This is a genomic window from Photorhabdus temperata (genome assembly GCF_025384845.1).
In the GTDB taxonomy this organism is placed as follows: Bacteria; Pseudomonadota; Gammaproteobacteria; order Enterobacterales; family Enterobacteriaceae; genus Photorhabdus; species Photorhabdus temperata.
The window spans coordinates 1-14138 of the sequence record NZ_JAJAFX010000044.1 but is presented as its reverse complement, the minus strand read 5'-3'; the positions used below and the strand labels follow the sequence as shown (position 1 = coordinate 14138).

Sequence of the window (14138 nt, the reverse complement as noted above, 5' to 3'; positions counted from 1 at the left end):
CATCGTGTTATAATTTTCATAATACGCTTACAGGTAGCCCATTTTTAAAAATTGAGCAGAGATAATGTTTGATAATTTAACCGACAGACTATCGCGCACATTGCGCAATATCAGTGGCCGTGGGCGACTGACCGAAGACAATATTAAAGAGACACTGCGCGAAGTTCGCATGGCTTTACTTGAGGCTGACGTCGCATTGCCTGTAGTGCGTGACTTTATTTCGTGCGTGAAAGAGAGCGCGGTAGGTCACGAAGTTAACAAAAGCCTTACCCCAGGACAGGAATTTGTCAAAATTGTTCAGAATGAACTGGTTAAGGCGATGGGAGAGGTTAACAGTGAACTGAATCTCTCTACTCAGCCTCCGGCTGTCGTATTGATGGCAGGTTTGCAAGGTGCAGGTAAAACGACCAGCGTTGCTAAACTGGGTAATTTTCTGAAAGGAAAACAAAAGAAAAAAGTTTTAGTGGTATCTGCTGACGTCTATCGTCCAGCTGCGATCAAACAGCTTGAAACGTTGGCGCAGGCAGTCGGTATTGATTTCTACCCTTCTGATGCTCAGGAAAAACCGGTCGATATCGTGACTAAAGCTGTACAGCACGCCAAGTTGAAATTCTATGATGTGCTGTTGGTGGATACTGCTGGTCGTCTGCATGTTGACGAAGCCATGATGGATGAAATCAAACAGGTTCATGAAGCTATTAATCCAGTGGAAACCCTGTTTGTTGTTGATGCTATGACGGGGCAGGATGCTGCGAATACAGCAAAAGCTTTCAATGAAGCATTGCCATTGACGGGTGTGGTGTTGACTAAAGTCGATGGTGATGCTCGTGGCGGTGCGGCTCTGTCTATTCGCCATATCACCGGTAAGCCAATCAAATTCCTGGGTGTTGGTGAAAAAACTGATGCACTGGAGCCTTTCCACCCAGATCGTATCGCCTCTCGAATTCTTGGGATGGGAGATGTTCTTTCCCTGATTGAAGAGCTTGAAAGTAAAGTCGATCGTACCCAGGCAGAAAAGCTGGCTTCTAAACTGAAAAAAGGTGACGGCTTTGATTTAAATGACTTTCTGGACCAGCTTAAGCAGATGCGCAATATGGGCGGTATGGCGAGTATGTTAAGCAAAATGCCGGGGATGTCTCAGGTGCCTGATGCGGTAAAATCCCAGATGGATGATAAAGTGCTGGTGAAAATGGAAGCTATTATAAATTCCATGACGCGTAAGGAGCGGGAAAAACCAGAAATTATCAAAGGCTCCCGTAAACGCCGTATTGCCAGTGGTTCCGGTACCCAGGTTCAGGATGTTAACCGCCTGCTTAAACAATTCGATGAAATGCAGCGCATGATGAAGAAAATGAAGAAAGGCGGTCTGGCGAAAATGATGCGTGGCATGAAAGGCATGATGCCACCCGGATTTATGGGCCGTTAATTGATAAAGTCTCGAAGAATATCCACTTTGGATTGCTTTTTGCGCCAAAGTGAGTAAACTTTTCGGGCTTTTTATCTGACAGCCGGACTTCATTCCTCGATGGAGTCTGGTTGTTTTGTTAACTAATGAGGATGTTATGGTAACAATTCGTTTAGCTCGTGGCGGCGCAAAAAAGCGTCCGTTTTATCAAGTAGTCGTGACCGATAGCCGCAACCCGCGTGATGGTCGCTTTATTGAGCGCGTTGGCTTCTTCAACCCTATCGCAACAGGGAAAGCAGAAGTACTGCGTTTAGATCTGGACCGCATTGAACATTGGGTGGGTCTGGGTGCAACTGTGTCTGATCGTGTTTCTTCACTGATCAAAGACGCTAAAAAAGCAGCTTAATCTGTCGCGGTGGTAACTATGAGCAAGCAAACCAGCCTTGAACTTCCTGTGAGTCCAATTGTATTGGGAAAGCTGGGTTCAACTTATGGTATTCGTGGTTGGCTCAGAGTTTTTTCTTCCACCGAACATGCCGAAGACATTTTTGAGTATCAACCGTGGTTTATCCAACGGGCAGGTCAGTGGCAACACATCGAACTGGAAGCCTGGAAACACCACAATCAGGATATGATCGTCAAGATTAAGGGTATTGATGATCGGGATGCTGCGAGTTTACTGATTAATTGCGAAATTACCGTAGATTCAGCGCAACTGCCGGAGCTGGATGCCGGTGATTACTACTGGAGAGACCTGATGGGTTGTCAGGTAGTAAGCACAACAGGTTATAGCCTGGGTACTGTCAATGACATGATGGAAACCGGTTCTAATGATGTAATGGTAGTTAAAGCAAACCTGAAAGATGCATTCGGTGTCAAGGAACGGCTGATTCCGTTTCTTGATGGGCAGGTTATCAAGAAAGTCGATCTCGCTACTAAAACTATTGAAGTAGATTGGGATCCTGGTTTTTAAACTCCGGTTATAAACGGTTTAAATGAGTGGGACGCTGTAATGTGGATTGGGGTTATTAGCCTGTTTCCTGAAATGTTCCGCGCAATAACCGATTATGGGGTAACTGGCCGGGCAGTAAAAAATGGCCTGTTAAGTATTGAATGCTGGAATCCACGGGATTTTACCTACGACCGGCATCGTACTGTTGACGATCGGCCTTACGGCGGTGGTCCAGGCATGTTGATGATGGTTCAGCCTTTACGGGAAGCTATTCATGCAGCAAAAACTGCGGCAGGCGAAGATGCAAAGGTGATTTATCTTTCACCTCAGGGGCGCAAACTCAATCAACAAGGAGTTTGTGAGCTGGCAACAAATGAGAAACTGATTCTGATTTGTGGCCGCTATGAAGGGATAGATGAGCGGGTTATTCAAACTGAGATTGACGAAGAATGGTCTATCGGTGATTACGTGCTCAGTGGTGGTGAAATTCCTGCAATGACCATGATTGACTCTGTTTCCCGGTTTATTCCGGGAGTTCTGGGGCATCAGGCATCGGCTGAAGAAGACTCTTTTGCTGATGGATTGCTGGATTGTCCGCACTATACCCGCCCGGAGGTATTAGATGGCATGGAAGTTCCACCCGTTCTGTTATCGGGGAATCATGCTGAAATTAATCGCTGGCGTATGAAACAATCGCTTGGCCGGACCTGGCTTAGAAGACCTGAACTTCTGGAAAACCTAGCTCTGACTGACGAGCAAAGGATATTGCTGACAGAGTTCCAACGGGAACATCTAACTGAAGCAACGAATTAATCCAGACATATTCCCTGAAGGGAATGAATGTCTTTGATATATCAGTTTACCTAGGGTAAGAGAATTATTATGAGCAACATTATTAAACAACTTGAACAAGAGCAGATGAAGCAAGACGTACCTTCATTCCGTCCGGGTGACACCGTGGAAGTTAAGGTATGGGTCGTAGAAGGTTCGAAGAAACGTCTGCAGGCATTCGAGGGCGTGGTTATCGCTATTCGTAACCGCGGTCTGCACTCTGCATTCACTGTTCGCAAGATTTCTAACGGCGAAGGTGTTGAGCGTGTATTCCAAACTCACTCCCCAGTCGTAGACAGCATTAGCGTTAAACGTCGTGGTGCTGTTCGTAGAGCTAAATTGTACTATCTGCGTGAGCGTTCTGGTAAAGCTGCTCGTATTAAAGAGCGTTTGAACAGCAAATAATACGCTTTCGTTACATCCGAAAGTTATCGTTGAAGAGGCCAGCAATTGCTGGCCTCTTTTTTATATTTTTAACAATTCCTGTGGAAGTATTATGTAATAGTATCGTTCCGTTAGGGCGAATGATTTTTGGACGTGAAGATAGAATTCATTTGTTGGAAAAATTAGATATGTCAGATGGTATGACCTTATATAGTCACTTTAATATCGCTGGCTATAGTATTATCATAAATTTCTTTAATAATTTAGTGGAAGTAGTGAGTTTGAAATAACTTAATATTTTATTAGCATGATTCATTAATTTCATATAAATAAATTGAGATAATTTAACTGAAATATAAAATACGATTGTTAATGTTATTTGTTTTCAATAATAAAAACGGGATGAATATTTTGTTTTTACTTAATGATTTTAAATGTAAATATACAAAATCAATAATAATAAAATATTAATTCTTGTGTTTTAATATTAATCTTTATTTAAAAACAATAATTATTTCTAATGTGTTTTTGTTTGGGATAATTTTAATATCATTAGTAACTATCTGGATATATTTATAATTTGGATTAAAACTTCATATATGTAAATAAATATTTACATTATTTATATTTTATTTACACATTTGGATTGTATTCTTTACGATGCATGATATGTTATTGGTCAAATACATAAAAATAAATTAACACAGAATGACGATTTGAGGAGAAAGCCGAAATGTTCATGCAAAAAGATGTACTTAATAACGTTCACATCAGTGGTGAACAAATTCTTATAACTCCGGCAGAACTAAAACAACAATATCCACTCAGTGGTAATGATCTGCATGCTATTGCAAATGCACGTAAAATAATTGCTGATATTATTCAGCGTCGTGATCCCCGTTTGCTGGTCGTATGTGGCCCTTGCTCTATTCATGACGTGGATGCAGCTCTGGATTATGCTCATCGTTTGGCGGTACTTTCTTCTGAATTAAGTGACAGTCTGTACATCGTAATGCGTGTCTATTTTGAAAAACCTCGTACAACAGTGGGTTGGAAAGGTCTTATTAACGATCCGTTCATGGATGGCTCATTTGATGTGGAAGCGGGTTTGCATATTGCCCGTCGTTTACTAATTAGCTTGGTTAAAATGGGATTACCTCTTGCAACAGAGGCTTTAGATCCGAATAGTCCACAGTATTTAGGCGATTTGTTTAGTTGGTCGGCAATTGGCGCCAGAACGACAGAATCTCAGACGCACCGGGAAATGGCTTCAGGTCTGTCTATGCCGGTTGGTTTCAAAAATGGGACTGATGGTAGCTTGAGTACGGCAATTAATGCGATGCGTGCAGCCGCTATGCCTCATCGTTTTATGGGAATAAATCAGTCAGGGCAGGTATGTTTGTTACAAACACAAGGGAATCCGAATGGACACATTATTTTACGTGGGGGTAAAACACCTAATTACAGCGCCGAACATGTAATGGAATGTGAACAGCAGATGATGAAGTCTGGATTATTGCCTTCCTTGATGATTGATTGCAGCCATGGTAACTCTAATAAAGACTTTCGTCGCCAAAGCGAGGTTGTAGATTCTGTAGCAGAGCAGATTATTTCGGGTAACCAATCTATCACTGGGATTATGTTGGAGAGCCATATTAATGAAGGTAACCAATCTTCTGAGCAACCTCGTAGTGAAATGAAATATGGTGTTTCAGTGACCGACGCTTGTATTAGTTGGCAGACTACAGAAGCGGTTCTGAGAAAATTGCATCAGCAAATCAGTCCGCAATTGTCGCAAAGAATTACGATATTGAAAAAAGCAGGATAATAAGTATGGTAACTGAATTATCTCAATTGCGGGACAAGATTGATGAAGTGGATAAAGCTTTGCTGGATTTACTGGCAAAGCGATTGGAATTAGTTGCAGAGGTCGGAGAGGTAAAAAGCCAAAATGGGTTGCCAATTTATGCGCCTGACAGAGAAACGGCGATGCTTGCTTCACGTCGGCAGGAAGCTGAAGATTTTGGTGTTCCACCGGATTTAATTGAAGATATTCTGCGTCGCATTATGCGGGAGTCTTATACCAGCGAAAATGACAAAGGGTTTAAAACTCTTTGCCCTCAATTGGGCTCAATAGTCATTGTTGGTGGCTTGGGTAAAATGGGGAGACTGTTTGGTCGCCTGCTAACTTTGTCTGGTTATGAAGTTAAAAATCTGGAATCACAAGATTGGCCTGATGCAGAGCAGATTTTGACTGGTGCGGGTATGGTCATTATCAGTGTACCTATTCATCTGACAGAAGAGGTTATTTGCCGTTTACCACCATTACCTGATCATTGTATTTTGGTGGATTTGGCATCTATCAAACAGAAACCATTACAGGCTATGCTTGATGTGCACAAAGGACCAGTACTGGGGCTACATCCTATGTTTGGGCCGGATGTAGGCAGCTTGGCAAAACAGGTTGTTGTTTACTGTGACGGACGCCAGGAGGAAGCTTATCAGTGGTTTTTGGAACAGCTGCTGATTTGGGGGGCTTGCCTGCATCAGATGGATGCTGAACAGCATGATAAAAATATGAGTTTTATCCAGGCGTTACGCCACTTCACGACGTTCGCTTATGGGCAATATCTCGCACAGGAAGATACTGATTTACAACAATTATTATCAATATCCTCACCAATTTACCGCTTGGAACTGATTATGGTAGGGCGATTGTTTGCGCAAGATCCTCAGCTTTACGCTGATATTATTATGTCATCGCCAGAGAATATTGATCTTATACGTCGTTATCACCAAAGTTTTGGGCAAGCACTTGAGTTACTGGAAAACCAGGATAAACAGGCTTTTATCAGCAGTTTTAAAGATGTTAGTGAATGGTTTGGTGATTATGCGCTTCACTTTATGAAAGAGAGCAGAGTATTGCTTCAACAAGCGAATGATAGTCGTCAATAATTAAAAAGAACCGGATATCGAAATATCCGGTTCTTTTTAATCAGGATGGACTGACTGGAACTACACTTTCTGTTGGGTAACATCCCAATACTTTTAATGAATGAGTAATTTCCGCTAATGCTTTCAGGGCATGTTGCATATTGATTGAACGAATATTAGCTTGGACATCAATATAAAACATCTCTTCCCACGGATTTCCACTAATCGGGCGAGATTCCAGTTTACTCATAATGATATTACGTTCTTTTAGCACCATAAGTGCATCTACTAACGCTCCCGCTTGTTGCCCAGTAGCCATAATAAATGTCGTTTTGGATGGTACCTGTTCTGAAACCTCGATAGGCTGACGGGCAACGATAATAAAACGGGTAATATTATGTGATTGATTTGCCAGATTTTGTTCCAGGACTTGTAACTGATAAAGCGCACCACCGGCTTCACTGCCTAAAGCTGCAATTTCTGGTGAGTTCTGTTCAGCGACTTTTTGCATAGCTGCGGCGGTGCTTTCGCAATATTTAATTTTCCAATGCGGGAATTGATTAATATATTGATTGCATTGTTGGAATGGTTGTGGGTGACTGTAAACCGTTTTGATCTGTGATAATTCTGTATTTCTTGCAACTAGCAGGCAATGGTTAATGGGAATTGTTATTTCTCCTACAATTGACAAACTGGTATGTTGCAATAAGTCATAAACATCATTGATAGAGCCAGAACTGGTGTTCTCAATTGGTAATATTCCGTAATCAGCTTGTCCCGTTTCAACCAAGGGGAAGATATCCTGGAACTTATGGCAACTGCATTCAATCAATTGATCAAAATGACGTGCTGCATATTGGCGGGCTGCGATATGAGAATAGGAACCACGAGGACCAAGGAACGCAATACGAGCTGAATCGTAGGGTGTTTGATTGAGGTGTTGCTGTAATAATGCTTGCTGAGTGAGGACTGAATCTTCGATGATCGTTTGAAACAGACGGGTGATATAGAAGCCATCAAGCCCGTGGCCTTTCCCTTTTTTAATTAGAACATCCAATAGTTCCCGTTCACGATCTTTGTCTCTGATGGGACGATTATTCTGTAATTTAGTTTGTGCGATATCAGAGGCTAATTGGCGTCGTTCTGCCAGTAAAATCAGTAACTTTAAATCAAGTTCGCTGACTTTTTTCCGTATTTTCAGCAAATTGTTTTGATCCATAATGAGTTCCTAATTGGTTATTCATATTCTGACAATAATATGTTTGTAGTGGACAGAAAAAAGCCTCCCAATTGGGAGGCTTGCTGTTCGTCTTCTGGTTCTTTCTTCAAGGACGAAAGCCTCCCCTTAGGGGAAGGTAAAAAAGAAGGAGAAGAAAAACAGGTTTGTATTCATCATATTCACAGCCCGTATAGACAATGTACCCTAATTAACCTTATGTTGTTGTTTCTGTCAATAAAAAAACGCGCCCAAATCGGACGCGTTAGAGACAAGCCATAGTTATTTTATTGTTGTGTTTCTGGATCAAGGTTTGATTCTTTAACACTGTTATAAGTACGGCGTGCTTCTCCTTTATGTTGTACTTTATTCAACTGACGTTCCAATTTTGCTAACAATTCATTGATGGCAACATACATATCTTCATGCTTTGCACCCGCAACTAGCGTACCATTTGGTATACTGATGGTTGCATCAGCCATAAAAACCTGAGGGCCTTTTGATAGAATAATATGAGGATTTATCAGGTTTACTTGCCATTTATTCAGTTTACTCAGACGGTTTTCTACGTGGTTGCGAATTGCCGGGGTAATCTCCATTTGTTTGCTGGTAATGTTCACTATCATATAGTTACCTCTCATTATTGATTATCCACCTTCAATAATTTCAGCATACATTTCTTTTTCATAGAAAACGTGATCTAAATCACCTTTAGTCGGATGTGTGGCAAGTAGTTGAAGTAATTGTGATTAGCGATAAAAATACGAAGAATATCTATTGCGGAATGAAAGTTTATGAGACATTATTGATAAGTTGAGTCTTTATTAACCCTCTTGATAAACAGCCCTTTTTTGTGTTCTCTTAAGTAAAAAATAAAACAGCAGCCGGAACTGCTGCTTTATTTTGTCTGTTTCTTTATGCTGGATTAGCAGCAATAAGTTTTGCTACTTTATCTGCCTGTGCCGTTACACCCAAACGAGCATAAGCCTTTTCCATATAAGGTAGTGCTTTCAGGGTTGACTGTGTGTCAGGATAATCTTGCAGCATTTGTTCCGTTCGATTTACCACCGCAACATAAGCGCCGCGTTTGTTATAATATTCCACAACAGAAAGTTCATATTTCGCTAGGCGCTCTTTGATGGACACTAAACGTTTACTGGCATCGGCAGCATATAGGCTGTTAGGATAATAACGTACTAATTGGCTAAAATCCCTGAATGATGCCCTGGCATGTTCAGGGTCACGATCTGAGCGGTCAATGCCGAAGAAACTTTGCAGTGCGCTGTTATCCAATGTTTGTGAGGTTAATCCACGCATATACAGAACATAATCGATGTTGGGGTGAGTTGGGTTTAGGCGCATGAAGCGGTCAATGGAAGCTAATGCCATTGCCAAGTCAGAGGATTTATAATAAGCATAAATCAGATCAAGTTGTACTTGCTGTGAATAAGGGCCAAATGGATAGCGGTTATCGAGGGTTTCCAATTGCGAGATCGCAGGTTTATAGTCACCGTTTTGCAGCTTTTTCTGACTAGCGGAGTAAATTTCTGAAGGTGGGCTGTCTGGGACAGCATTTTTACTACCAGAGCACCCGGCAAGTACCAGGCTCAATGTGGCTGCTGCCACCAGATGTTTTATGCGTATCATCACGTGTTGATTATCCTCTGAGTGTTTTTCTGGGAGACTATCCATGAAGCTCCCGGCAAAAGATCGAGTTACAATAGCACACTATATTAAATTAAACGGCTCTGCCGTCAAAACTCAACGTAAGTGTAGAAACAATATATGGCACAACAAATACGACTTAATACAACAGTCGCCGATTCTCAGCTCGGTCAACGTTTAGATCAGGCTTTGGCCGAATTGTTCCCTGATTATTCAAGATCACGCATAAAAGATTGGATCTTGGATGACAGAGTTCAGGTTAATGGCAAATTAATCAATAAGCCAAAAGAAAAAATGCTTGGAGGTGAAGAAATCTCAATTGATGCCATCATTGAGGAAGATGCACGTTGGGAACCTCAGAATATTCCGTTAGATATTGTCTATGAAGATGATGATATTCTGGTAATAAATAAGCCACGTAATTTGGTTGTTCATCCAGGTGCGGGAAATCCAGACGGTACGGTATTAAATGCTCTGTTATATCGTTACCCTGAAATAGCCGATGTTCCCCGGGCGGGCATTGTTCACCGCCTTGATAAAGATACGACAGGGCTTATGGTCATTGCTAAAACTGTTCCTGCTCAAACCCGTTTAGTGGAATCACTCCAACTGCGCGAAATTACCCGCGAGTATGAAGCTGTAGCGACAGGCCGTATGACTGCTGGTGGAATAGTTGAAGAGCCTATTTCGCGTCACCCGACAAAACGCACACATATGGCAGTACATCCGATGGGAAAACCTGCGATTACCCGCTATCGGGTGATGGAGCATTTCAGGGCGCATACCCGTTTGCGTTTGCGGTTGGAAACAGGTAGAACGCATCAGATACGTGTCCACATGGCCCATATTAGTCACTCGTTGGTGGGAGATCCGCTGTATGGTGGTCGTCCTCGTCCTTTGAAAGGCGCTTCCGATGAATTCCGCGATGTGATGCGTAACTTTGATCGTCAGGCATTGCACGCCACAATGCTACGTCTTTATCATCCGATTACCGGAATTGAAATGGAATGGCATGCTAACTTACCTGAAGATATGGTTATTCTGATTAATGCATTAAAAGCAGATGCAGAAGCATTTAAAGACGAAATGGATTGGTAAATGACGCCGCTTATTTTTCCAAACTGGCTACAACCGCCGACAGTAAAAGCCTGTAGTTCCACCCGTTTGGGGGGAATCAGTTTGTCACCTTATGATAGTCTGAATCTTGGTAAGCATGTTGGCGATGAGCCTGATGTGGTTGAAAAAAACAGGCATATTCTGGCTAAAGTGGCAGAATTGCCTCAACAACCGGCCTGGTTAGAACAGGTTCATGGCACTCGTGTTGTAAGGCTTGATGGTCAGCCAATGGAAGATAATAAAGCTGATGCTGTTTACACCAACATTCCCGAGCAGGTTTGCGCTGTGATGACAGCAGATTGCCTGCCTGTACTGTTTTGTAGTTCTGCTGGTGATGAGGTTGCAGCCGCTCATGCTGGTTGGCGTGGTCTATGCGCTGGAGTATTAGAGAATACGGTTGCTCAATTTAAAACTAAGCCTGATCAGATTCAAGCTTGGTTAGGACCGGCAATTGGCGCGAAAGCATTTGAAGTTGGCAGTGAAGTTATGGAAGCGTTCATTGCACAGGATTCTGATCTAAATAAAGCTTTTATGCCTTTTGGTGAGAAATATTTAGCAGATATATATTTGCTGGCAAAATTAAAATTGCAATCTGTTGGTGTAAAAGCGATTTTTGGCGGGATTGAGTGTACTGTCAGTAATAAAGAGAAATTTTTCTCTTATCGTCGTGATGGGATCACTGGACGTATGGCAACTTTAATCTGGCTGATATAACCTATCCCATAGGGCGATCCACTGGCGCATAAGAGAATGCCTCACAATTTGCTTTTCAGAATCACCTTGAATATTTGAGGAATGGCCTCATTTAATCTCCAGTAGCAAAATTCTGAAATCAGTATTGGAGGTGTTATGCGTCTGGATCGTCTTACTAATAAATTCCAGCTTGCTCTCGCTGATGCCCAGTCCTTTGCGCTGGGACATGATAATCAATTCATCGAACCAATTCATTTGATGAGCTCACTGTTAAAACAAGAAGGTGGCTCTGTTCGTCCGTTATTAACATTAGTTGGAATCGATGCCGGTCGTTTCAGTAACCAGATTGAGCAGGCTTTAGAACGTTTGCCGCGGGTACAGGGTGTTGGTGGTGATGTGCAACCATCTAATGACTTAATTCGTCATTTAAATTTGTGCGACAAACTAGCACAAAAAGCGGGGGATAATTTTATTTCCTCAGAATTATTTGTTCTGGCAGCGCTGGAAGAGCGTGGCACATTGAGTGACATATTGAAAACTGTCGGAGCAACAAAAGAAAAAGTCACTAAGGCAATAGAACAAATGCGTGGTGGTGAGAAAATTAATGACCAGGGCGCGGAAGATCAACGTCAAGCTCTTAAGAAATATACCATTGATCTGACTGAACGTGCTGAACAAGGCAAACTTGATCCGGTGATTGGCCGTGATGAAGAAATTCGCCGCACTATTCAAGTATTGCAACGCCGTACCAAAAATAATCCTGTCTTGATTGGTGAACCTGGGGTCGGTAAAACGGCCATTGTCGAAGGGCTTGCTCAACGAATTATTAATGGAGAAGTTCCTGAAGGACTGAAAAATAAGCGGGTTCTTTCTCTGGATATGGGGGCATTGCTAGCAGGAGCTAAATATCGTGGTGAATTCGAAGAGCGATTGAAAGGTGTGCTGAATGATCTTTCTAAACAGGAAGGCAGTATCATTCTGTTTATTGACGAATTGCACACTATGGTTGGTGCAGGTAAAGCTGAGGGGGCAATGGATGCCGGTAACATGCTGAAACCTGCTCTGGCCCGCGGTGAACTTCATTGTGTAGGCGCAACTACATTGGATGAATATCGCCAATATATTGAAAAAGATGCGGCACTGGAACGTCGTTTCCAAAAAGTCTACGTTGCAGAACCTTCAGTAGAAGATACCATCGCTATTTTGCGTGGTCTGAAAGAACGTTATGAACTACATCATCATGTACAGATTACAGACCCTGCGATTGTCGCGGCAGCAACTTTATCTCATCGTTATATCTCAGATCGTATGTTGCCGGACAAAGCTATCGACCTGATTGATGAAGCTGGTGCCAGTCTACGTATGCAAATGGACTCAAAACCTGAAACGCTGGACCGTTTGGAACGTCGGGTTATTCAATTAAAGCTGGAACAGCAGGCACTGAGAAAAGAATCTGATGATGCCAGTAAAAAACGGCTTGAAATGCTCAATGAAGAGCTGATTGAGAAAGAACGTGAATATTCTGAACTAGAAGAAGAATGGAAAGCTGAGAAAGCTGAACTTACTGGTACTCAGAATATAAAAGCAGAACTGGAAAATGCCCGTATCAGTCTGGAACAAGCTCGCCGTAGTGGTGATTTAGCGAAGATGTCTGAAATTCAGTATGGGAAAATACCTGGGCTGGAGAAACAGCTTGCCGCAGCCACACAAGCTGAAGGTAAGCCTATGAAACTGCTCCGTAACAAAGTGACCGATGCGGAAATTGCTGAAATTCTTGCTCGTTGGACAGGTATTCCGGTTTCCAGAATGCTTGAGAGTGAAAAAGACAAGCTGCTGCGTATGGAACAAGAATTGCACAAACGAGTTATTGGTCAGGATGAAGCGGTAGATGCGGTATCCAATGCGATTCGCCGCAATCGGGCTGGATTATCTGATCCAAATCGTCCGATTGGTTCATTCTTGTTCCTTGGCCCAACCGGAGTGGGTAAAACTGAGTTATGCAAAGCTTTGGCTAATTTCCTGTTTGACAGGGATGATGCAATGGTGCGTATCGATATGTCTGAATTTATGGAAAAGCATGCAGTATCACGGCTGGTGGGAGCGCCTCCAGGATATGTCGGTTACGAAGAAGGCGGTTATTTGACAGAGGCTGTTCGTCGTCGGCCTTACTCTGTTATTTTGCTTGATGAGGTGGAAAAAGCGCATTCGGATGTTTTTAACATTTTGTTACAGGTGCTGGATGATGGTCGATTGACTGATGGGCAAGGTCGTACTGTCGATTTCCGTAACACGGTTGTGATAATGACTTCTAACCTGGGTTCAGACATGATTCAAGAGCGTTTTGGTAACCTAAATTATGGCGAAATGAAAGATATGGTGATGGAAACTGTTAGCTATCATTTCAGACCAGAGTTTATTAACCGTATTGATGAGGTTGTTGTGTTCCATCCATTAGGACGTCGGCATTTGTCAGCAATTGCAGATATTCAATTGCAACGTTTGTACAAACGTCTGGAAGAGCGTGGCTATCAGGTTACTATTACTCAGCAGGCGTTGGAAATGCTAGGAGAGGCTGGGTTCGATCCTGTGTATGGCGCACGACCATTGAAACGCGCTATCCAGCAGGAAATCGAAAACCCATTAGCTCAAAAGATACTTTCTGGTCAGTTATTACCAGGAAAACCAGTTACTCTGGATGTGGAAAATAGCCATATAGTGGCAAAACAATAACTTTGATATTAACTGAAGATAATAAAGAGGTAGGAAACTGCCTCTTTTTTTGCCATTTTGTGCAAGGAATCGCAATTCAGCACTGTTTTAGCTTAATTGGTGAGCGATCGGATTCTTTTTGTAATTAAACGCTTGCCAGCGCCGAAGAACTCCCTATAATGCGCCACCACTGACCGACACAACGCTGACAAAACGTGTGAGGCCAGGCAGAG

Annotated in this window: 13 protein-coding genes and 1 other annotated feature; of the genes, 10 read left to right on the top strand and 3 right to left on the bottom strand. The window is 42.5% G+C overall.

Features of this window, described 5'->3' with window-relative positions:
• The first annotated feature begins 64 nt into the window (after nt 1-64).
• From ffh to tyrA, 7 genes are all read left to right on the top strand, one after another.
• Nucleotides 65-1426, top strand: a complete 1362-nt coding sequence (gene ffh, locus LGZ99_RS16470) for a signal recognition particle protein (RefSeq protein WP_036840666.1) — start codon at nt 65-67, stop codon at nt 1424-1426.
• Between the two features lie 136 nt (nt 1427-1562).
• Nucleotides 1563-1811 (top strand): 30S ribosomal protein S16, encoded by a 249-nt coding sequence (rpsP, locus tag LGZ99_RS16465; RefSeq protein WP_021325979.1) that lies wholly within the window; start codon nt 1563-1565, stop codon nt 1809-1811.
• Nucleotides 1812-1829: 18 nt separating this feature from the next.
• Nucleotides 1830-2378 (top strand): ribosome maturation factor RimM, encoded by a 549-nt coding sequence (gene rimM, locus LGZ99_RS16460; RefSeq protein WP_021325980.1) that lies wholly within the window; start codon nt 1830-1832, stop codon nt 2376-2378.
• A gap of 39 nt (nt 2379-2417) precedes the next feature.
• A complete protein-coding gene (trmD, locus tag LGZ99_RS16455; RefSeq protein WP_023044599.1) occupies nt 2418-3170 on the top strand; it encodes a tRNA (guanosine(37)-N1)-methyltransferase TrmD in 753 nt (250 codons plus the stop codon).
• Between the two features lie 69 nt (nt 3171-3239).
• Nucleotides 3240-3593, top strand: a complete 354-nt coding sequence (gene rplS / locus LGZ99_RS16450; RefSeq protein ID WP_021325982.1) for a 50S ribosomal protein L19 — start codon at nt 3240-3242, stop codon at nt 3591-3593.
• Between the two features lie 712 nt (nt 3594-4305).
• Entirely contained in the window at nt 4306-5400 is a 1095-nt protein-coding gene (locus tag LGZ99_RS16445; protein WP_023045934.1) for a 3-deoxy-7-phosphoheptulonate synthase, read from the top strand.
• A 5-nt stretch (nt 5401-5405) separates the two neighbouring features.
• A complete protein-coding gene (tyrA, locus tag LGZ99_RS16440; RefSeq protein WP_021325984.1) occupies nt 5406-6527 on the top strand; it encodes a bifunctional chorismate mutase/prephenate dehydrogenase in 1122 nt (373 codons plus the stop codon).
• 40 nt (nt 6528-6567) lie between these two features.
• On the opposite strand, the gene pheA is transcribed toward tyrA, so the two are convergent.
• The 3 genes from pheA to bamD form a co-directional block, all read right to left on the bottom strand.
• Nucleotides 6568-7725 carry a bifunctional chorismate mutase/prephenate dehydratase gene (pheA, locus tag LGZ99_RS16435; RefSeq protein ID WP_021325985.1) on the bottom strand — a complete coding sequence of 386 codons (1158 nt, stop codon included), beginning with the start codon at nt 7723-7725 and terminating at the stop codon, nt 6568-6570.
• Nucleotides 7726-7779: 54 nt separating this feature from the next.
• Nucleotides 7780-7900 (bottom strand) — a sequence feature (Phe leader region).
• A gap of 109 nt (nt 7901-8009) precedes the next feature.
• Nucleotides 8010-8348 (bottom strand): ribosome-associated translation inhibitor RaiA, encoded by a 339-nt coding sequence (raiA, locus tag LGZ99_RS16430; RefSeq protein WP_031281420.1) that lies wholly within the window; start codon nt 8346-8348, stop codon nt 8010-8012.
• Nucleotides 8349-8637: 289 nt separating this feature from the next.
• A complete protein-coding gene (gene bamD, locus LGZ99_RS16425) occupies nt 8638-9369 on the bottom strand; it encodes an outer membrane protein assembly factor BamD (RefSeq protein ID WP_262979357.1) in 732 nt (243 codons plus the stop codon).
• 138 nt (nt 9370-9507) lie between these two features.
• Between bamD and rluD the strand changes: the two genes are divergently transcribed.
• From rluD to clpB, 3 genes are all read left to right on the top strand, one after another.
• Entirely contained in the window at nt 9508-10485 is a 978-nt protein-coding gene (gene rluD, locus LGZ99_RS16420; protein ID WP_021325989.1) for a 23S rRNA pseudouridine(1911/1915/1917) synthase RluD, read from the top strand.
• Nucleotides 10486-11217, top strand: coding sequence for a purine nucleoside phosphorylase YfiH (yfiH, locus tag LGZ99_RS16415; protein WP_262979352.1), 732 nt, complete (start codon nt 10486-10488; stop codon nt 11215-11217).
• Nucleotides 11218-11352: 135 nt separating this feature from the next.
• Nucleotides 11353-13926, top strand: a complete 2574-nt coding sequence (gene clpB / locus LGZ99_RS16410; RefSeq protein ID WP_021325991.1) for an ATP-dependent chaperone ClpB — start codon at nt 11353-11355, stop codon at nt 13924-13926.
• The last annotated feature ends 212 nt before the right edge of the window (nt 13927-14138 follow it).

What these genes read in the sequence shown, in the direction of transcription:
- tyrA (WP_021325984.1), top strand. Translation starts at nt 5,406, where the DNA reads ATGGTAACTGAATTATCTCAATTGCGGGACAAGATTGATGAAGTGGAT.
- rplS (WP_021325982.1), top strand. Translation starts at nt 3,240, where the DNA reads ATGAGCAACATTATTAAACAACTTGAACAAGAGCAGATGAAGCAAGAC.
- yfiH (WP_262979352.1), top strand. Translation starts at nt 10,486, where the DNA reads ATGACGCCGCTTATTTTTCCAAACTGGCTACAACCGCCGACAGTAAAA.
- rluD (WP_021325989.1), top strand. Translation starts at nt 9,508, where the DNA reads ATGGCACAACAAATACGACTTAATACAACAGTCGCCGATTCTCAGCTC.
- rimM (WP_021325980.1), top strand. Translation starts at nt 1,830, where the DNA reads ATGAGCAAGCAAACCAGCCTTGAACTTCCTGTGAGTCCAATTGTATTG.
- rpsP (WP_021325979.1), top strand. Translation starts at nt 1,563, where the DNA reads ATGGTAACAATTCGTTTAGCTCGTGGCGGCGCAAAAAAGCGTCCGTTT.
- LGZ99_RS16445 (WP_023045934.1), top strand. Translation starts at nt 4,306, where the DNA reads ATGTTCATGCAAAAAGATGTACTTAATAACGTTCACATCAGTGGTGAA.
- raiA (WP_031281420.1), bottom strand. Translation starts at nt 8,348, where the DNA reads ATGATAGTGAACATTACCAGCAAACAAATGGAGATTACCCCGGCAATT.
- bamD (WP_262979357.1), bottom strand. Translation starts at nt 9,369, where the DNA reads ATGATACGCATAAAACATCTGGTGGCAGCAGCCACATTGAGCCTGGTA.
- trmD (WP_023044599.1), top strand. Translation starts at nt 2,418, where the DNA reads ATGTGGATTGGGGTTATTAGCCTGTTTCCTGAAATGTTCCGCGCAATA.
- clpB (WP_021325991.1), top strand. Translation starts at nt 11,353, where the DNA reads ATGCGTCTGGATCGTCTTACTAATAAATTCCAGCTTGCTCTCGCTGAT.
- pheA (WP_021325985.1), bottom strand. Translation starts at nt 7,725, where the DNA reads ATGGATCAAAACAATTTGCTGAAAATACGGAAAAAAGTCAGCGAACTT.
- ffh (WP_036840666.1), top strand. Translation starts at nt 65, where the DNA reads ATGTTTGATAATTTAACCGACAGACTATCGCGCACATTGCGCAATATC.